This is a genomic window from Pseudomonas sp. LBUM1652 (assembly GCF_059716105.1).
This window is the reverse complement of the sequence record NZ_CP166804.1, coordinates 3,987,391-4,006,436: the sequence shown is the minus strand read 5'-3', so window position 1 is coordinate 4,006,436 and position 19,046 is coordinate 3,987,391. Positions and strand designations below refer to the sequence as shown.

Sequence of the window (19,046 nt, the reverse complement as noted above, 5' to 3'; positions counted from 1 at the left end):
CGTGTTTCAGAATTGCAGCGATTGCTTGAGCTGTTGCGCCGCTGGCGTGTCAACCGGGCTGACCATCGCATAGTTGTACCCGCCACCCGACCAATACTCGGCCTGCAAATCGCCGTCACTGCGGCTGCCACGGGGCAAAAAGGTGTTTTTCGGCCCCGGCGGTCGCACATAAAAACTCACCTTGTGCCCACCGCGATCCTCATACATCACCATCGCTGCCGGACCTTCATCGGTGCTGAGCAGGCGACCACTGACCGGTTCAAATCCGGCCGACTTCAGGTCTGGCAAGCGCCCCGCCTGATTGAAATAGCGGTCGAGCCAGCGCTGCATATCGCCGTCGCCATCGACCTTGTAATCGGCCGGCAATATGCCTTGCTGGGCAATCAGTCGATAGGCCTGCAACGCATCGGTCATCGGCAATATGGAGGCGCGCACGAGGGTCATTTCCCGCGCCTGCCAGCCACTGAAACCGCCGACGCTGACCGCGATCAGCAACACTGCAGCGCTGGCCAGATGGCGGCGCGACTGAAGTTTGCGGCGCTGACGTATCATCGACGGATCAAGCGCCGGATTGGCCGGTTGCTGTAGCGCGCCACTTAGCGCCGCACGCAGTTGCTGGGCGTCCTGTTGCCAGCCGCGCACTTGCGCGGCTTCATCCGGGTGGCTGGCCAGCCAGGTTTCCAGCACACGCCGGTCGGCGTCGCTGAGCTGGTGGTCGACGTAAGCGTGCAGGTCACGCTCGCTGGGAGGCAGGCTGATCATTTGAGTATCCGCAAAGAAGGGCTGCTGATTTCGCCGTCGCTGAGTTGGCGCAAGGCCTGGCGGGCGCGGGACAGGCGCGACATCACGGTGCCGATCGGGGCGCCAAGGATCTCGGCGACCTCTTTATAGGAAAGGCCTTCAACCGAGACCATCATTAGCAGGGCGCGTTGCTCGGTGGGCAATCGGTCGAAGGCTTGCAGGGTCGATTGGGCGATCACCGTGCGCTCCACCGAAGGCTCGACGTCGTCGCGACCGGTAAAAAACTCAAGCATCCGTGCATAGCGGCGAGAGCGGCGATGAGCATCGAGAAACTGTCGATACAGGATCGCAAACAGCCAGGCACGCAGGTCGCCCTCGGCGCGTTTATCGCCCCAACTCGACAGTGCCCGCTCCAGGCTCGCCTGTACCAGATCGTCGGCGCTGCTGCTGTTGCGCGTCAACGACACGGCAAAGCGGCGCAATCTGGGAATGATTTCTCTCAACTGTTCGTCGAATTCGCTCATGAGTTTCTGCTAGTCACTACGCTGTGGACTAGGGAGACGTCCGTCGTTGGAGGTTATTCCACGTTCGGAAAAATAAATACCGGGCCGTGGAATAAACCCTGACGGGGTGCGTCTTGCTGATTCTTCCTATTTGTGGCCGATGGCCCTGGAGTTATTCATGGTTGATCGCACTTCACCCACAGGCGGGCTGCAGCGCCCGCCACTGAGTGCCGCGAGCCTGATTTTGCGTCTTGGCGGCATAGCCGTGGTGGTTGCAGCAGTGGCCGGGGCGTTTGCCTACGTGCATGGCAACTTTGACCCACAACGTCTGACGCCCAAGGCGCTGGTCGATGTATTGGAAAAGAACAACGGTGTGCATCCCGGGTTCCGCCGCAATCACGGCAAGGGCGTTTGCGTCATCGGCCATTTCGAGAGCAGCGGCGAGGCGCGAGCGTTCTCGACCGCGCAGGTATTCAACGAGCCACGCACCCCGGTGGTGGGGCGTTTTGCGTTGCCAGCGGGCAATCCTTATGCGCCGGACAGCAGCGTACCGATTCGCAGTCTGGCGCTGCGTTTCACCCAGGCCAACGGCCAGCAGTGGCGCACCGGGATGAACAGCATGCCGGTGTTTCCGGTGGGTACGCCCGAGGCGTTCTATCAACTGCAACAGGCGCAGTCGCCGGATCCGGCCACCGGCAAACCGGACCCGGCCAAGGTGCCGGCATTCTTCGCATCGCACCCGGAGGCCGTGCCGTTTCTCACTTGGGTGAAGACCGCCAAACCGTCGGCCAGTTACGCCACCGAAACCTATAACAGCATCAATGCCTTCTATCTGGTGGATGCCAGCGGGAAAAAACAGGCCGTGCGCTGGAGCATGAAGCCTTTGGCTCAGGACGCTGCAGGCGCCACCGCTCCCGAGGGCGGCGACTTTCTGGAGAAAGACCTGGTGCAACGCATGGCTGCTGCACCACTGCGTTTTCAGTTGAATATCACCTTGGCTAACGCCGATGATCCGGTGAACGACGCCAGCAAAACCTGGCCCGAGGGTCGCAAGGTGTTGAATGCCGGCACGTTGGTGCTGGAGAAAACACAGCCGCAACTGAGCGGCGAGTGCCGTGACATCAACTACGACCCACTGGTTTTACCGGCCGGGATTCAAGGTTCCGACGATCCATTGCTGGCCGCTCGCTCCGCCGGTTACGCCGATTCCTACCTGCGCCGCACCAGCGAAGTCAGCCAATTGCCCGCCGCCAAACAGGAGGCTCGCCCATGAGCTCGCAACCGACTCATTTCGCGCTGTTGGCGCGGCTGCTGCACTGGCTGATGGCGGTGATGATCATCGCGATGCTGTTTATTGGTGCCGGAATGGTCACCTCTGTCTCAGAACGGCATGAATGGCTGATCAATCTGCACAAGCCGTTGGGTATCGCGATTCTGGCGCTGGTGATCGTACGTTTGTTGGTGCGTTTCTCGACGCGCCAGCCACCATTGCCGGCGGATCTGCCGGACTGGCAAGTGCTGGCCGCCAAGGCTTCGCACGTCTTGTTGTATGCGTTGATGCTGGTGTTGCCGCTGCTCGGTTGGGCGATGATCAGCGCCTCGGGGGAGCCGGTGATGCTCAGCAGTTCGTTGCAGTTGCCGTCGATTGTGCCGGCCGATGCGCAGGTGTTTGCGTTTCTGCGCAAAGCCCATGGGTATCTGGCGTATCTGTTGTTTCTGACCGTGCTGCTGCACCTGGCGGCGGCGTTGTTCCATGGCTGGGTGCGCCGCGACGAGGTACTCGACAGTATGTTGCGTGGGCGGGACCGCAGTTAGCCCGTTTGGGTGGCGCATCGTTCAGGTGCGCCGCTTTTCAGGGTCAGCCACCAGTAGCCCAGCGCGACCGCGTTGATGCCTGCACCCAGCAGGCACACGCCAGTCCAACCGGCCCACGCATACATGGCGGTTGATCCGATTGAGCCCAACGCGCTGCCGATCGAATAAAACAGCATGTAACCGGCGGTAAGGCGGCTTTGCGCTTCGGGGCGCACGCTGTAGATCATGCTCTGGCTGGTGACGTGCACGGCTTGCAGGCCTAGATCCAAAGTAATCACTCCAAGCAGCAACGCCCACAGCGAGGATTGGGTGAGGGCGATCGGCAGCCACGAGCCGAGCATCAACAGCAGCGAAAGCCCGCTGACCCATTGGCCCAAGCCTCGGTCGGCCAGGTGTCCGGCGCGCGCGGAGGCCAGTGCGCCTGCTGCACCGGCGAGTCCGAATAATCCGATTTCGCTGTGGGAAAGCGACAGCGGTGGGGCGGCCAGTGGCAGCACCATCGGCGTCCACAACACCATGGCGCTGGCGAAGGTCAGCAGAGCGAGCAGTGCGCGTTGGCGCAGAACCGGCTCTTCCTTGAACAGGCTGAATACCGAGGCGATCAGTGCGCTGTAACGTGTCGCCGGTTGCGGCGCTTCTGCTTTGGGCAGCACGCGAAACAGCAGCAAAGCCATCACCAATGTCAGTCCCGCCGACAACCAATAGATGGCTCGCCATCCGGCCAGATCGGCCATGGCTCCGGCGACCGTGCGCGCCAGCAGGATGCCGACAACGATGCCACTGGTAACGACGCCGACTACGCGACCGCGTTGTGCCGGATCTGTCAGTGTCGCCGCGTAAGCCACCAAGACTTGAGTGACCACCGCGAGCAAACCGGTCAGCGTCATGCCAAGCAATAACCAAAGACTCGTGGGGGCCAGCGCGATAATCAATAACGCCGCCGCTGACAACAGCGTTTGCGTGACGATCAACCGTCGTCGATTCAGCAAATCACCGAGCGGCACGAGCAATACCAGCCCAACGCCGTAACCGATTTGAGTCAGCGTAATGACGATGCCGATGGAGGCCGGCGACATGGCAAACGCCTCGGCCATGGCATCCAGCAGCGGCTGTGCGTAATACACGTTGCCCACGGCCAGGCCGCAGGCGACGGCGAAAAGCAGCACGACACTGCTGTTAAGTGATTGAGATTTCATACCCGGATTCCCTTTTGGGTTTCAAATTAAAACCAGAATCAAGGTATGCACTCTGGTTTTAATTTGCAACCACCTATATCGAATCCATGAACAGCACAAAGCAAAAGATCGCAGACAAGCTGCGATCTTTTGGTAACGCGGGGAAGGGTATCAGCGCAGGGTATCGACCATGTCGGCGATGGTGGTCAGCACGTCTTTGCCCAACTGTTTCGAGCGTTTGCCCGACCAGCCGGTTTCCGCATTCGGTGCGTCGTCGTGATCCTTGAACGGCATTTCGAGGGTCAGTGACAGACAATCGTACTTCTGGCCGACGCTGTTGCACGCCAGGGTCATGTTGGCCTGGCCCGGTTCGTCACGGGTGTAGCCGTACTTGGTCTGGAACTCTTTGGTGGTGTGTTTCAGGTGGCTGCGGAAATGCTCTTCGAGCTTCTCGATCCGCGGTGTGTATCCCGGATTGCCTTCACAACCGGCGGTGAACACGTGGGGAATGGTTTCGTCACCATGGGCGTCCAGAAACAGATCGACACCGTACTTTTCCATTTGCTGCTGTACGAACAGGACTTCAGGACTGATCTCCTGACTGGCATTCTGCCAGGCACGGTTCAAGTCCTGGCCCATTGCGTTGGTGCGCAGGTGGCCATGGAAGGCGCCGTCCGGGTTCATGTTCGGCACCAGGTAAAGATCGGCGCTGGCGAGTAATTTGTTCAGCACCGGGTCATCGTGTCTTTCCAGACGCTCGATGATGCCTTCCATGAACCATTCGGCCATGTGTTCGCCAGGATGCTGTTGGGCGATGATCCAGACTTTGCGCTGGCCTTCGGCACCGCTGCCTTTGCGCAACAGTTGAATGTCGCGACCTTCGACGCTCTTGCCGGTCGCCAGCAACTCGGTGCCGGCCTTGGTCAGGGCTTGTTCGATCAGCCAGTCGTGACGGCCACGGCTGTAGGGTTCGAAATAGGCGAACCAGGCGTGGGTCTGGGTGGCTTCAAGGGAGAAACGCAGGCAGTCGCCTTCGAAAATCGTTGGTACGCGGAACCAATTGACGTGGTCATAGGACGCTACGGCTTGATAGCCGGGCCAGCCCTTGGCGTAGGTGGACTGGCTGGCGTTGTTCAGGCGAAACCAGTGTTCCTGGCCGACGTGCAGGCCGCTGGCCTTGAAATGGAACCACTGGAAATGCGCGCTGCGGGTGTCTGGGCGGATGGCCAGAACCGGGTTGAGCGGATTGCTGATGTCGATGACTTGGATATTGCCGCTATCGAAGTTGGCGCTGATATCGAACGAAGATTTGGCCACGGTCATAGTCGATTCCTGAATATGATTTTTATGGCCGTTACTTTACACGCAAGACAGCGGTGAAACCGAGGGGAATTACGGATGTTGGCGGGGGGCGTCCTCCATGACGCGGACGCAGCTTAGAAGCTATGCGATTGATTCTCAAGTGCTAATTGTCATTAGTTTGCCCCAATGTGGCCGGGCTTCGCTTGCCAACCGATATTCTTTTGATATTATCCGCGCCATCGAATTTGCAGTACCTAAAGACTTCATTAGCCTGAAGCCATAAGCCCGAAAAACGGGCAAAAAAAGACCCGGCAAAAAGCCGGGTCAAAAACCGTGATTAGCCTGATGAGGAGATAGTCCAGAAGACCGACCTAAGGTCTCTGGCCCATCGACTGATCTCGCGACCAGCTGCTTGCAATAATAATCATTATCATTTACAAGTCAAATGTTTTTATCTGCGCGATTGGAAAACTCTTTCCTGTCCGTCCGAATTCCTGTCCCTCAGACTTCATCGCCATCGATCGAATGGTCGACCATCGCCCGCGCCATATCCACCATGTGCACCACCGAAAAGGCCAGATCGCGACTCGCGCCTTGCAGGTTTTCTGCTGCCTTGAAGGCAGTGGCGGCCGCGCAGCGCAACAGATCGGAAGCGTGCACCAGAGCTTCTTCGCCGCTGAGGTGGCGTCTGACATTGAAAAAGCGTTCATCCACCTCAGGTTCTGACACAGCTGGTTTCAAGTAATAATCCAGGGCTCGCTGCGCCGCCGCGTTGCCTTGTGGCGAGGTGAAGGTGGTGTCCATTTGCAGATCGGGCAAGTCTTTGCTGCTGATATTCATGATGAAGAGCCACTCCTTGTTCGATTGGAAATCCGTGCCTTCAGGATAATACGATGTGTAGTTGTGACTAGAATTTAAATACTACAATATGTGTTTTGCCGGCCGAAGGCGTCCGCGTAAGGTGCCGCACATGGATAAATGGATTGAGTTGGTCAAGGCCAAGATGAGTGAACTCAAAATCACTCAAACAGAGCTCGGAGAGCGCGTCGGTATGTCCCAGGGCGGGATTGGCCATTGGCTGAACAAACGCCGGGAACCGGGCATCACTGAAATGAACCGCGTGCTGCAGGCGCTGGGTATGGACTTCCTTGAAGTGGTGCTGGTGATCCGCGAGCCACAGGAAGCGCCTGACGATGACATGCCGCTGGCGCAGAAGTACAACCCTTACTTCCGATACCCGGTCAGCGATTGGCGCGCACCGTGCGAGGTGCGTGAGAGCGGTTCGGCAGTCTATGTGCCGACAAAGGATAAACAGCGCTTCGAACTGACGGACTACCACGCCCGAGGTGCTGCGTTCTGGCTGGCGGTGGCGGGGGATTCGATGACCGCACCCAGTGGCCCGAGTATTGCCGAAGGCACGCTGATCCTGGTGGATCCGGAGGTGGAAGCTGTGCCCGGCAAGCTAGTGATTGCCCAGTGGCAGGGCAGCGAAGAAGCGATATTTCGCAAGCTCGACGAAGAGGGCGGCCAGCGTTACCTGGTGCCGCTCAATCCGACCTGGCCGAAGGCCCTGTTCACCGATGAGTGTCGAATCATCGGTGTCGTGGTTCAGGCAACGGCGCGATTCTAGTCAGATCGATCCTCGCCCGGCGTAGGATCGATCCTCCATTCACACCTCTTCCAGTTCGACCAAAGCGCTGCCTTCGCCGACCATTTCACCTTCCTGGCAATACAGCGCCTTGATCACTCCTGCATGTGGCGCACGGATGCTGTGCTCCATCTTCATCGCCTCCAGCACCACCAGTTGCGCACCTGCTTCGACCGATTGTCCTGCTTCCACCAGAACTCGCACGATGCTGCCGTTCATTGGCGCAGTCAGCCCCCCTTGATGACTATGGCTGGCCTCGACGGCGCTGATCGGGTCGTACGTTTGGATACGGCGCAACTCGCCTTCCCATTGCAGATACAGCGAATCGCCCTGGCGGATCGCGCGCAAGTTACGACGTACACCGTCGTGCTCGATAACCAGTGTTTCACCACTCAGTTTGGCGTTGCCACCTGCATCCAGTGTCAGCGCCCGATCCTGGCCTTCGCAACTTAAATGCAGGGTGATCTGTTGCGGCAGACCTGCACGCAAACCGCTGTTTGCAGTCCACGGCGAACTCGGATCATCCGCCCGGGCAATCCTCGGCAGGCTCTGCGCAAACGCCTGCGCCGCTACATTCCAGAACGCATCACTCAACTCACCCGGAGCCGGCAACAGTTGCTCCTGATAACGCGGAATAAACCCGGTATCCAGTTCCGCCGCGGCAAACGCCGGATGAGCGATGATCCGCCGCAGGAAATTGATATTGGTCTTCAATCCGCCAATCGCAAACTCATCGAGCATGCTCAGCAAACGCAATCGCGCTTGTTCTCGATCCTCGCCCCAGGCAATCAGCTTGCCGAGCATCGGGTCGTAAAACGGCGAAATCTCATCACCTTCTTCCACTCCACTGTCGACTCGGCGTCCCGGCCCTTCAGCCGATTCACGGTACAACGCCAGGCGCCCGGTCGCGGGCAGGAAGTCATTCGCAGGATCCTCGGCATACAACCGCACTTCAATCGCGTGGCCGTTGAGCGGGACTTGCTGCTGAGTGATCGGCAATACTTCGCCACGGGCAACGCGAATCTGCCAGGCCACCAGATCCAGGCCAGTAATGGCTTCGGTCACCGGGTGCTCAACCTGCAGTCGCGTGTTCATCTCCATAAAGAAGAATTCGCCACGCGCATCGAGCAAAAACTCCACGGTGCCAGCGCCGACGTAGCCGATTGCTTGCGCCGAACGCACGGCCGCCTCGCCCATCGCACGGCGCAGTTCCACCGTTAGGCCCGGTGCCGGTGCTTCTTCGACGACTTTCTGGTGACGGCGCTGGATCGAGCAATCGCGCTCGTTGAGGTAGAGGCAATTGCCATGCTGATCGGCGAACACCTGGATTTCCACGTGGCGTGGCTTGAGCAGGTATTTCTCCACCAGCATCCGCGAATCACCGAACGACGACTGTGCTTCACGTTGAGCGGAGGCCAGTGCCTCAGCGAGTTGGCTGACGTCCTCAACCACTTTCATGCCTTTGCCGCCACCGCCAGCTGTGGCTTTCAGCAGGACTGGATAGCCGATGCGTTCGCAGGCAGCGCGGAAGGTCTCGAGATCCTGCGCTTCACCGTGGTAACCCGGCACCAACGGCACGCCGGCGGTTTCCATCAGCGCTTTGGCTGCGGATTTGCTGCCCATCGCGTCGATGGCCGAGGCGGGTGGGCCGAGGAAAATCAGGCCGGCCGCTTCGATGGCGCGGGCGAAACCGGCGTTCTCCGAAAGAAAGCCGTAACCTGGGTGAATCGCCTGTGCGCCGCTGGCCTTGGCCGCCGCGATCAGCTTGTCGATTTGCAGATAACTGTCGGCGGCTTTGCTGCCTCCGAGATCAACCCGAATATCCGCTTCACGGCTGTGCCGCGCTTCGCGGTCGGTGGCGCTGTGTACGGCGACAGTGGTCAGGCCAAGGGCTTTGGCGGTACGCATGACCCGGCAGGCAATTTCGCCACGGTTGGCCACCAGCACGGTGGTGAGAACAGGTGCGCTCATCAACGCGGCTCCTTGGTAGTAGTTGCGGCTAGCCAGTTCGGCGGGCGTTTTTGCAGAAACGCGCGCAAACCTTCCTGGCCTTCGGGGCTGACGCGGATACGGGCGATGGCGTTTTCGGTGTAGCGGCGCAGCGCCGGGGTCAGCGCTCCGTTCCCTACTTCACGCAGCAAGTCTTTGCTCGCGCGCATGGCGGCAGGGCTGTTGAGCAGCAGATTGTCGATCCATTGCTCGACGCGTTGATCAATTTCAACTGCCGGATAGCTCTCGGACAACAAGCCGATTTCCCGCGCGCGTTGACCGCCAAAACGTTCGGCCGTCAGTGCGTAACGACGTGCCGCGCGCTCGCCAATGGCCTGCACCACGAACGGGCTGATCACTGCGGGTGCCAGGCCGATACGCACTTCCGACAGGCAGAACTGCGCGTCATCGGCGCCAATGGCCATGTCGCAGCAACTGATCAATCCCAGCGCGCCGCCGAACGCCGCGCCTTGCACCACGGCCAAGGTCGGGATTTTCAGCTTGGCGAGGTTGTACATCAGCTCCGCCAGCTCGCGGGCGTCGTCGAGGTTGGTGTGGTAATCGAGTTCAGCCGATTGCTGCATCCAGGCGAGGTCGGCGCCGGCGCTGAAGTGTTTGCCACGCCCGCGCACCAGCAGGAAACGCAGGCTGGCATCGCTGGCAACCTTGTCGAGGGCGAGGATCAGTTCGCGGATCATTTCGGCGTTGAAGGCGTTGTTCTTTTCTGCGCGGTTGAGCCACAGGGTGGCGAAACCTCGTGGGTCGCTTTGCAATTCGAGGGTGTTGAAATCGCTCATGAGATTCTCCCGATCACATCCGGAACACGCCGAAGCGGCTCGGTTCGATAGGCGCGTTCAGCGACGCGGACAAGGCCAGGGCCAGCACATCGCGGGTCTGCGCCGGGTCGATGACGCCGTCGTCCCACAGCCGTGCGCTGGAATAGTAGGGGTGACCCTGCTCTTCGTACTGGTCGAGGATCGGTTGCTTGATCTCGGCTTCCTGCTCGGCGCTGAACGCCTGGCCGCTACGCTCAGCCTGCTCGCGCTTGACCTGCACCAGCACGCCGGCGGCCTGTTCAGCGCCCATCACGCCAATCCGCGCGTTCGGCCACATCCACAGAAAACGCGGATCGTAGGCGCGACCGCACATGCCATAGTTACCGGCGCCGAAGCTGCCGCCGATGATCACGGTGAATTTCGGCACCTTGGCGCAAGCCACGGCGGTCACCAGTTTCGCGCCGTGCTTGGCGATGCCGCCGGCCTCGTATTTCTGACCGACCATGAAGCCGGTGATGTTCTGCAAGAACAGCAGCGGGATGCCGCGCTGGCAGGCCAGTTCGATGAAGTGCGCGCCTTTTTGCGCGGCTTCGGCGAAGAGGATGCCGTTGTTTGCCAGAATCGCGATCGGGTAGCCGTGCAGGTGAGCGAACCCGCAGACCAGCGTGGTGCCGAACAGCGCTTTGAATTCATCGAACACCGAGCCGTCGACCAGTCGCGCGATCACTTCGCGCACATCGAACGGTTGCTTGGCGTCGGCCGACACCACGCCGTACAACTCATCGCTGCTGTAGAGCGGAGCAATCGGTGCGCGCTGTTGCACTTCACCGAGTTTGCGCCAGTTGAGGTTGGCGACACTGCGGCGGGCGAGGGCGAGGGCGTGTTCGTCGCTCTCGGCGTAATGGTCAGCGACTCCGGAAATCTTGCAGTGCACGTCGGCGCCGCCCAGATCCTCGGCGCTGACGACTTCACCGGTCGCGGCTTTCACCAGCGGTGGGCCGGCGAGGAAAATCGTTGCCTGATTGCGCACCATGATCGCTTCGTCGGCCATCGCCGGCACATAAGCGCCGCCGGCGGTGCACGAGCCCATGACCACGGCAATCTGCGGAATGCCCATCGCGCTCATGTTGGCCTGATTGAAGAAGATCCGCCCGAAGTGCTCGCGATCCGGGAACACCTCGTCCTGGCGTGGCAGGTTGGCGCCGCCCGAGTCGACCAGATAAATGCATGGCAAACGGTTTTGTTGGGCGATGGTCTGCGCGCGCAGGTGCTTTTTCACGGTCAGCGGATAGTACGAGCCACCTTTCACGGTCGCGTCGTTGGCGACGATCATGCATTCGACGCCTTCGACCCGGCCAATCCCCGCAATCACCCCGGCAGCCGGCACGTCTTCGCCATAAACGGCGTGGGCGGCCAATTGGCTGATTTCCAGAAATGGCGAGCCCGGATCGAGCAAGCGGTTGATGCGCTCACGCGGCAGCAGTTTGCCCCGCGAGGTGTGCCGTTCCTGAGCTTTCGCGCCACCGCCCTGGGCCACTTGGGCGAGCAGGGTGTGCAAGGCGTCGACCTGTTTGAGCATTGCCGCGCTGTTGGCGGCGAACTCCGCTGAACGCGGGTTGAGCTGAGTGTGCAAGGTTGCCATGGCCAGCTCCGTTTAGCGGGTTTCGTTGAACAGTTCGCGACCGATCAGCATGCGACGGATCTCACTGGTGCCGGCGCCGATTTCGTACAGCTTGGCGTCGCGCAGCAAGCGACCCGCAGGGAATTCGTTGATGTAACCGTTACCGCCCAGAATCTGGATCGCGTCGAGGGCCATTTGCGTGGCGCGTTCGGCGGTATAGAGGATCACGCCGGCGGCGTCTTTGCGGGTGGTCTCGCCACGTTCGCAAGCCTGGGCCACTGCGTAGAGGTAAGCGCGGCTGGCGTTGAGCTGGGTGTACATGTCGGCGACTTTGCCCTGGATCAGCTGGAATTCGCCGATGCTCTGGCCGAACTGCTTGCGGTCGTGGATGTACGGCACGATCAGGTCCATGCACGACTGCATGATCCCGGTCGGGCCGCCGGACAGCACGACGCGTTCGTAGTCGAGGCCGCTCATCAGCACTTTCACGCCGCCGTTGAGCACGCCGAGGATGTTCTCTTCCGGCACTTCGACGTCATCGAAGAACAGCTCGCAGGTGTTGGAGCCGCGCATGCCGAGTTTGTCGAACTTGTTGCTGCGGCTGAAGCCTTTCCAGTCGCGCTCGACGATGAACGCGGTGATGCCGTGGGGGCCTTTTTCCAGATCGGTCTTGGCGTAGATCACGTAGGTATTGGCGTCAGGGCCGTTGGTGATCCAGGTTTTGCTGCCGTTGAGGACGTAGCGGTCGCCGCGTTTGTCGGCGCGCAGTTTCATCGAGACCACGTCGGAACCAGCGTTCGGCTCGCTCATGGCCAGCGCGCCGACGTGCTCGCCGCTGATCAGCTTCGGCAGGTATTTGATTTTCTGTTCGTGGTTGCCGTTGCGGTTGATCTGGTTGACGCAGAGGTTGGAATGCGCGCCGTAGGACAACGCCACCGAGGCCGAGCCACGGCTGATTTCTTCCATCGCCACGACGTGCGCCAGATAACCCAAACCAGCGCCGCCGTACTCTTCCGGCACGGTGATGCCGAGCAGGCCCATGTCACCGAACTTGCGCCACATGTCGGCCGGGAACAGGTTGTCGCTGTCGATCTGCGCCGCACGTGGGGCGATCTCTTTAGCGACAAAGGACTGAACCTGATCGCGCAGCATGTCGATGGTTTCACCGAGGGCGAAGTTCAGGGATGGGTAGCTCATGGGTCACCTTTTGGCTTTTTTGTAGGGTGGGGAGGGCGGTCGTGCCGCTCTCACCTTTACGTTAACGTAAGCCTGTGAGGTATGACTGTCAATCACCCTTTACGTTAACGTCAACTTGAGCGAGAGTAGGGGCAGTTCAAGATTGCTAAACCCACTAATAAAGACAATAGGGGTCGTCATGGATCAACCCAGTGCAAACCCGCAGCGCAGCTATACCCGTGGCTCCCAGGACAAAACCTTGCTGGCGATGACCATCGGGCAGAAGTTCGACCAGACCGTCGCGCAATACCCGGATGGCGAGGCGCTAGTGGTGCGGCATCAGCAGTTGCGCTATTCCTGGCGACAGCTGGCCGACGCGGTGGATCTGCATGCCAGAGCCCTGCTCGCATTGGGTTTACAGGCCGGTGACCGGCTCGGTATCTGGGCACCGAATTGCGCGCAGTGGTGTATCACGCAAGTGGCCACCGCGAAGATCGGCGTGATTCTGGTCAACATCAACCCGGCCTACCGCAGCTCCGAACTGGAATACGTGCTCAAGCAATCCGGTTGCCAATGGCTGGTCTGCGCCGGCGCGTTCAAGTCCTCCAACTATCACGGCATGTTGCAGGGATTGCTGCCGGAGCTGACGGAGCGGTCTGTCGGTCAGTTACGCAGCGAACGCCTGCCGGATCTGCGCGGGGTGATCAGTCTCGACACCCAGCCGCCGCCAGGTTTCCTGCCGTGGTCGCAACTGGCCGATCTGGCCGTCAGCATCTCCCCGCAACAATTGCGCGAACGCAGCGACAGCCTGCACTTCGATCAACCAGTGAACATTCAATACACCTCCGGCACCACCGGTTTCCCCAAGGGCGCGACCCTCAGTCATTACAACATTCTCAACAATGGTTACATGGTCGGCGAAAGCATCGGCCTGACCCCGCTTGATCGACTGGTGATCCCGGTGCCGCTGTATCACTGCTTCGGCATGGTCATGGGCAACCTCGGGTGCATCACCCACGGCAGCACGATGATTTATCCCAACGATGCCTTCGATCCGTTGCTGACCCTGCAAACCGTCGCCGAGGAAAAAGCCACCGGGCTCTACGGCGTGCCGACCATGTTCATTGCCATGCTCGATCAGCCGCAGCGTGCCGAATTCGACTTGTCGAGCCTGCGCACCGGGATCATGGCCGGCGCTACCTGTCCGATCGAAGTGATGCGCCGGGTCATCAGCGAGATGCACATGAGCGAAGTGCAGATCGCCTATGGCATGACCGAAACCAGTCCGGTTTCGCTCCAGACCGGGCCGAACGACGAACTGGAGTTGCGCGTGACCACGGTCGGCCGCACTCAGCCGCAACTCGAAAGCAAGATCATCGACGAGGCTGGCAACCTGGTTCCACGCGGCACTATCGGCGAACTCTGCACCCGCGGTTACAGCGTGATGCTCGGCTACTGGAGCAACCCGCAGGCCACCGCCGAGTCCATCGACGAGGCCGGATGGATGCACACCGGCGACTTGGCGAGCATGAATGACGAGGGTTACGTGAACATCGCCGGGCGTAACAAGGACATGATCATCCGTGGTGGCGAGAACATTTATCCGCGTGAGCTGGAAGAGTTTTTCTTCACCCATCCGGCGGTGGCGGACGTGCAGGTGATCGGCATTCCGTGTTCGCGTTACGGTGAGGAGATTGTTGCCTGGATCAAATTTCACCCCGGCCACAGTGCTTCCGAGCTGGAGCTGCAAACCTGGTGCAAGGAGCGCATCGCACACTTCAAGACGCCGCGACACTTCAAGTTCGTCGAAGAGTTTCCGATGACGGTGACGGGCAAGATCCAGAAATTCAGGATGCGTGAGATCAGTATCGAGGAGTTGAAGGCGCTGCATTGAAGATCAAAAGATCGCAGCCTGCGGCAGCTCCTACAGGGGATCGGTGTAGGAGCTGCGCAGGCTGCGATCTTTTAAAAACACAAAACACAGAAAGCACAAAGGGGAGCCGAGGCTCCCCTTTAATTTTGTCGTCGCGTGCTCTTTTTTATTATTGAGGGTCGGTCTGTTGTTGTTTTTGGTAACCGTGGCCCTTTACCGCTGTTTTTGGCGACCCCCATCCGGGGTCAAGAGCAAACGTATTTTTTTGAGCGCTGATCTGCTTTCTCGTTAAACGATCCAACCGATTCGGGAGCTACCTGAAGGTAGTTTTATTGTTCTCTGCCCGGTTGCGGGTCACTCCTGAGAGCACCCTGAAAAGCACACCTTCTCCAAAAAAATCTGTTAGCTGCGTCTCTGTCGTGTTGTTTTTGTTATGTCAGAGTCGGTACGTCTTATTTTTATTGGTTTGCTGCTTTTTATTCTTGTTATGCCATAGAGATAGCAGAACGCGTGCCAACTTTTAAAAATCCTTATAAATCAATGGTTTGATATTTTTGGTGAGTTTTTCGCTCAGCCGAAACCAGACAATTTGTTTCCGTGTTACTCGCTTGCGACCACACTCCGGACGCAGCGGTAACACCATCTCCCTCACTGTGCGCTACGGGCCTTGGCCACGCGCGAACCGCTTGGGCGACCGAGCACGGCGCTGATTTGCTGACCCGCAGCAATCAAGGCGTCCAGATCGATACCGGTCTCGATACCGAGGCCATTGAGCAGGTACACCACGTCTTCGGTGGCGACGTTACCGCTCGCGCCTTTGGCGTATGGGCAGCCGCCGAGGCCGGCGATAGAGCTGTCGAACACCGCAATCCCTTCGAGCAGGCTGGCATAGATGTTGGCCATGGCCTGGCCGTAGGTGTCGTGGAAATGCCCGGCGAGTTTGTCGCGCGGCACTTGTGCCGACACCACCTCGAACAGACGGCGAGTCGCACCCGCAGTGCCGGTGCCGATGGTGTCGCCCAAAGACACTTCGTAGCAGCCCATCGCGTACAACTCGCGGGCGACCATGGCGACTTGCTCCGGCGCGACCGTGCCTTCATACGGGCAGCCGAGCACGCAGGAAACGTAACCGCGCACGGTAACGCCATGCTGTTTCGCCGCTTCCATGATCGGCGCAAACCGCGCCAGGCTCTCGCTGATCGAGCAATTGATGTTGCGCTGTGAGAACGCCTCGGAGGCAGCGGCGAACACCGCGACTTCCTTGACCCCGGCGGCAATGGCGTCTTCAAACCCGCGCAGATTCGGTGCCAATGCGCCGTAGGTCACGCCGGGTTTGCGCTGGATCTGCGCGAACACGTCGGCGGAACCGGCCATCTGCGGCACCCACTTCGGCGAGACGAAACTGCCGACTTCTATATAGCCAAGACCGGCGGCGCTCAAGGCGTCGACCAATTGCACCTTATCGGCGACGCTGATGGGTTGCGCTTCGTTCTGCAGGCCATCGCGCGGGCCGACTTCGATCAGGCGTACTTGGGAGGGGAGGGACATGGGCTGAGCCTGCTGATTATCTGAATGCAAGGGGATTTTTGTGGGTTTACTGAACCGCTTGCTGGCTCTTGAGCGTCTGCTCCAGCGCCTGCACGCAGCGCTCTTCGGCGGTGTCGAGTTCCAGCTTCATCTGTTCGATGTCGAGCAACTGCTGCTCAAGCTGTTCGCGGCGCTCGCTGATTTTCGCCAGCATGCTGTTGAGCTGTTTGGTGTTACCGCTGGACGGGTCGTAGAGTTCGATCAGTTCGCGGCACTCGGCCAGTGAGAAACCGATGCGCTTGCCACGCAGGATCAGTTTCAGGCTGACTTTGTCGCGGGGCGAATAAATACGTTCCTGGCCTCGGCGCTCGGGGCTGAGCAGGCCTTGCTCTTCATAAAAGCGGATCGCCCGGGTGGTGATGTCCAGCTCGCGGGCGAGGTCGGAAATGCTGTAAGTCTGGCTGCTCATGAAAGCGCTCGAAAAAAGGTCTTGGCGCTAAGCTAATGGCAGGTTGACGTTTACGTCAAGCGTGGACTGCTTACGCCTTATCCAGCTTCTTCTCATGCGCCGTTACCTGTTGGCACAACTCGATCATCTGCTCGCGCATCCAGCGATTCGCCGGGTCCTGGTCGGTACTCTCATGCCAGTACAGGTGAGTCTCCACCGGCGGCACATCATTGACCGGCAGATTAAACGCATGCAGTTCATGCCGCCGGGCGAAACGCTCCGGCACAGTCATGACCATATCGGTCTGCTGCATCACCTGGGACGCCATCAGGTAATGCTGCGAGCGCAGGGCGATCTTGCGCTGAATGCCCATTTTGCCCAGCGCCAGATCGACATAACCCAAACCGCTGCGGCGGCTGGAAATATGGATGTGGGTCAGCGACAGATAGTCATCGAGGGAAAGCTTTTCCTTGCCCGCCATCGGATGGCCCTTGCGCATCGCACACACGTAACGGTCTTCCATCAACTTGACGTGGCGCACCTGCGGGTCGGTGTTGAGCGGCGCGTCCACGGCAAAATCCAGACGCCCGGCCGCCAGTTCCTTGGTGGTTTCCCGGCGTTTGGAAAGGAAACTTTCGATGATCACTGTTGGCGCCAGACGGCGCAGGCGTTGGAACAGCGGCGGCAAAATCACTGCTTCGGTCAGGTCGGTCATGCTGATGCGGTAGGTCTTGACCGCTTGCGCCGGGTTGAAAATGCGACTTTCCTGCACCGACACGCGCAACAGCGACAGTGCGTTGCGTACCGGGCCAATGATGTTCTGCGCCATCGGCGTCGGCACCATGCCCTGGGCGGTACGCACAAAAAGCGGATCGTTGAAGGTTTCGCGCAACCGCGCCAATGCGTTGGACACCGCTGGCTGAGTGATGCCGACAATCTGCCCGGCGCGGGTCAGGTTGGCTTCGGTGTAGATCGCGTCAAAGACGATGAAAAGGTTGAGGTCGACCTTGCTCAGATTCATAACGCGGCTTCTCTTGTTTTTAAGGGCTGACGATCACTGGATCATATATCGGTGATGAATGTTTATACACGCCGAGAATAGGCTAGGTAAATTATCAGCGCTGTTCTAGCATCGATTGCATGACTTAAACAACCTCTGCTCAAGAACTGCCTTAACCATCGGGAGCTGCTCATGGATTTCGCTTATTCGCCCAAGGTGCAAGAACTGCGTGAGCGCGTGACCGCGTTCATGGACACTTATGTTTACCCGGCCGAAGCCGTGTTCGAGCGCCAGGTTGCCGAAGGCGATCGCTGGCAGCCGACGGCGATCATGGAAGAGCTCAAAGCCAAGGCCAAAGCCGAAGGCCTTTGGAACCTGTTTCTGCCTGAGTCGGAACTCGGCGCCGGCCTGACCAACCTTGAATACGCACCGCTGGCGGAAATCATGGGCCGTTCCTTGCTGGGCCCAGAGCCGTTCAACTGCTCGGCGCCGGACACCGGCAACATGGAAGTCTTGGTGCGTTACGCCAACGAAGAACAGAAACAACGCTGGCTCGAACCGCTGCTGCGCGGCGAGATCCGCTCGGCGTTTGCCATGACCGAACCGGACGTTGCCTCCTCCGACGCCACTAACATGGCCGCTCGCGCCGTGCGCGATGGTGACGAGTGGGTGATCAACGGCAAAAAGTGGTGGACCTCCGGCGCTTGCGACCCGCGCTGCAAGATCCTGATCTTCATGGGCCTGAGCGACCCTGATGCACCGCGCCACGCCCAGCACTCGATGATCCTCGTACCGGTCGACACCCCGGGCGTGAAAATCGTTCGGCCGCTACCGGTGTTCGGCTATGACGATGCGCCGCACGGTCACGCCGAAGTGCTGTTCGACAATGTGCGCGTGCCGTACGAAAACGTTCTGCTCGGTGAAGGACGCGGCTTCGAAATCGCTCAGGGTCGCCTTGGCCCTGGCCGGATTCACCACTGCATGCGTTCGATCGGCATGGCCGAGCGTGCGCTGGAATTGATGTGCAAACGCTCGGTGAGCCGCACTGCATTCGGCAAACCGCTGGCACGTTTGGGCGGGAACATCGACAAGATCGCTGACTCGCGGATGGAAATCGACATGGCGCGCCTGCTGACGCTGAAAGCGGCGTACATGATGGACACCGTCGGCAACAAAGTGGCCAAGAGTGAGATTGCGCAGATCAAAGTCGTCGCACCCAACGTGGCACTGCGTGTGATCGACCGGGCGATCCAGATCCATGGCGGGGCAGGGGTTTCCAACGATTTCCCGTTGGCCTACATGTACGCCATGCAACGCACCCTGCGCCTGGCCGACGGCCCGGACGAAGTGCACCGCGCGGCAATCGGCAAGTTCGAGATCGGCAAATATGTGCCGAAGGAGATGCTGCGTAGCGAGCGCTGATCCAGCACAGCGGTGATCGTTCCCACGCGG

At 59.7% G+C, this 19,046-nt stretch carries 17 protein-coding genes; 5 read left to right on the top strand and 12 right to left on the bottom strand.

Features of this window, described 5'->3' with window-relative positions; genetic code table 11:
* Nucleotides 1-6: 6 nt before the first annotated feature.
* Both ACA069_RS17985 and ACA069_RS17980 read right to left on the bottom strand, forming a co-directional pair.
* Complete coding sequence (locus ACA069_RS17985) at nucleotides 7-762, bottom strand: anti-sigma factor family protein (RefSeq protein WP_489880289.1); 756 nt, start codon at nucleotides 760-762, stop codon at nucleotides 7-9.
* Nucleotides 759-1,265 (bottom strand): sigma-70 family RNA polymerase sigma factor, encoded by a 507-nt coding sequence (locus ACA069_RS17980; RefSeq protein WP_187680457.1) that lies wholly within the window; start codon nucleotides 1,263-1,265, stop codon nucleotides 759-761. Before ACA069_RS17980 ends, ACA069_RS17985 begins: the two co-directional genes overlap by 4 nt.
* A gap of 157 nt (nucleotides 1,266-1,422) precedes the next feature.
* Here ACA069_RS17980 and ACA069_RS17975 point away from each other — a divergent pair, with 157 nt between their 5' ends.
* Both ACA069_RS17975 and ACA069_RS17970 read left to right on the top strand, forming a co-directional pair.
* On the top strand, nucleotides 1,423-2,517 hold the full coding sequence (locus tag ACA069_RS17975; protein ID WP_497614685.1) for a catalase family peroxidase: 1,095 nt from the start codon (nucleotides 1,423-1,425) through the stop codon (nucleotides 2,515-2,517).
* On the top strand, nucleotides 2,514-3,059 hold the full coding sequence (locus ACA069_RS17970; protein ID WP_401268571.1) for a cytochrome b: 546 nt from the start codon (nucleotides 2,514-2,516) through the stop codon (nucleotides 3,057-3,059). The genes ACA069_RS17975 and ACA069_RS17970 overlap by 4 nt, the downstream gene beginning before the upstream one ends.
* Here the strand turns inward: ACA069_RS17970 and ACA069_RS17965 are convergent.
* The 3 genes from ACA069_RS17965 to ACA069_RS17955 all read right to left on the bottom strand — a co-directional run bounded on the left by ACA069_RS17965 (nucleotide 3,056) and on the right by ACA069_RS17955 (nucleotide 6,376).
* A complete protein-coding gene (locus ACA069_RS17965) occupies nucleotides 3,056-4,255 on the bottom strand; it encodes an MFS transporter (protein ID WP_497614683.1) in 1,200 nt (399 codons plus the stop codon). The genes ACA069_RS17970 and ACA069_RS17965 overlap by 4 nt on opposite strands.
* Before the next feature lie 150 nt (nucleotides 4,256-4,405).
* On the bottom strand, nucleotides 4,406-5,557 hold the full coding sequence (locus ACA069_RS17960; protein ID WP_497614681.1) for a M14 family metallopeptidase: 1,152 nt from the start codon (nucleotides 5,555-5,557) through the stop codon (nucleotides 4,406-4,408).
* A 480-nt stretch (nucleotides 5,558-6,037) separates the two neighbouring features.
* Nucleotides 6,038-6,376 carry a DUF6124 family protein gene (locus ACA069_RS17955; RefSeq protein WP_497614679.1) on the bottom strand — a complete coding sequence of 113 codons (339 nt, stop codon included), beginning with the start codon at nucleotides 6,374-6,376 and terminating at the stop codon, nucleotides 6,038-6,040.
* Between the two features lie 130 nt (nucleotides 6,377-6,506).
* Between ACA069_RS17955 and ACA069_RS17950 the strand changes: the two genes are divergently transcribed.
* A complete protein-coding gene (locus ACA069_RS17950; protein WP_497614677.1) occupies nucleotides 6,507-7,166 on the top strand; it encodes a LexA family protein in 660 nt (219 codons plus the stop codon).
* A 39-nt stretch (nucleotides 7,167-7,205) separates the two neighbouring features.
* Here the strand turns inward: ACA069_RS17950 and ACA069_RS17945 are convergent, their stop codons facing one another.
* The 4 genes from ACA069_RS17945 to ACA069_RS17930 are packed head-to-tail and all read right to left on the bottom strand — an operon-like array spanning nucleotide 7,206 to nucleotide 12,767.
* Entirely contained in the window at nucleotides 7,206-9,155 is a 1,950-nt protein-coding gene (locus tag ACA069_RS17945) for an acetyl/propionyl/methylcrotonyl-CoA carboxylase subunit alpha (RefSeq protein WP_497614675.1), read from the bottom strand.
* A complete protein-coding gene (locus tag ACA069_RS17940) occupies nucleotides 9,155-9,970 on the bottom strand; it encodes a gamma-carboxygeranoyl-CoA hydratase (RefSeq protein WP_187680449.1) in 816 nt (271 codons plus the stop codon). The genes ACA069_RS17945 and ACA069_RS17940 overlap by 1 nt, the downstream gene beginning before the upstream one ends.
* Nucleotides 9,971-9,983: 13 nt before the next feature.
* Nucleotides 9,984-11,591, bottom strand: a complete 1,608-nt coding sequence (locus ACA069_RS17935) for a carboxyl transferase domain-containing protein (RefSeq protein ID WP_187680448.1) — start codon at nucleotides 11,589-11,591, stop codon at nucleotides 9,984-9,986.
* 12 nt (nucleotides 11,592-11,603) lie between these two features.
* Complete coding sequence (locus ACA069_RS17930; protein ID WP_187680447.1) at nucleotides 11,604-12,767, bottom strand: isovaleryl-CoA dehydrogenase; 1,164 nt, start codon at nucleotides 12,765-12,767, stop codon at nucleotides 11,604-11,606.
* A gap of 178 nt (nucleotides 12,768-12,945) precedes the next feature.
* Here ACA069_RS17930 and ACA069_RS17925 point away from each other — a divergent pair, with 178 nt between their 5' ends.
* On the top strand, nucleotides 12,946-14,640 hold the full coding sequence (locus tag ACA069_RS17925) for an AMP-binding protein (RefSeq protein ID WP_497614672.1): 1,695 nt from the start codon (nucleotides 12,946-12,948) through the stop codon (nucleotides 14,638-14,640).
* A 627-nt stretch (nucleotides 14,641-15,267) separates the two neighbouring features.
* Here the strand turns inward: ACA069_RS17925 and ACA069_RS17920 are convergent.
* From ACA069_RS17920 to ACA069_RS17910, 3 genes are all read right to left on the bottom strand, one after another.
* A complete protein-coding gene (locus tag ACA069_RS17920) occupies nucleotides 15,268-16,167 on the bottom strand; it encodes a hydroxymethylglutaryl-CoA lyase (protein WP_401268588.1) in 900 nt (299 codons plus the stop codon).
* A 46-nt stretch (nucleotides 16,168-16,213) separates the two neighbouring features.
* Nucleotides 16,214-16,615 (bottom strand): MerR family transcriptional regulator, encoded by a 402-nt coding sequence (locus ACA069_RS17915; RefSeq protein ID WP_064117756.1) that lies wholly within the window; start codon nucleotides 16,613-16,615, stop codon nucleotides 16,214-16,216.
* A 70-nt stretch (nucleotides 16,616-16,685) separates the two neighbouring features.
* Complete coding sequence (locus ACA069_RS17910) at nucleotides 16,686-17,615, bottom strand: LysR family transcriptional regulator (protein ID WP_187680444.1); 930 nt, start codon at nucleotides 17,613-17,615, stop codon at nucleotides 16,686-16,688.
* A 171-nt stretch (nucleotides 17,616-17,786) separates the two neighbouring features.
* On the opposite strand from ACA069_RS17910, the gene ACA069_RS17905 reads away from it, so the two are divergent.
* Nucleotides 17,787-19,016, top strand: a complete 1,230-nt coding sequence (locus ACA069_RS17905; protein ID WP_187680443.1) for an acyl-CoA dehydrogenase — start codon at nucleotides 17,787-17,789, stop codon at nucleotides 19,014-19,016.
* Nucleotides 19,017-19,046 lie beyond the last annotated feature (30 nt).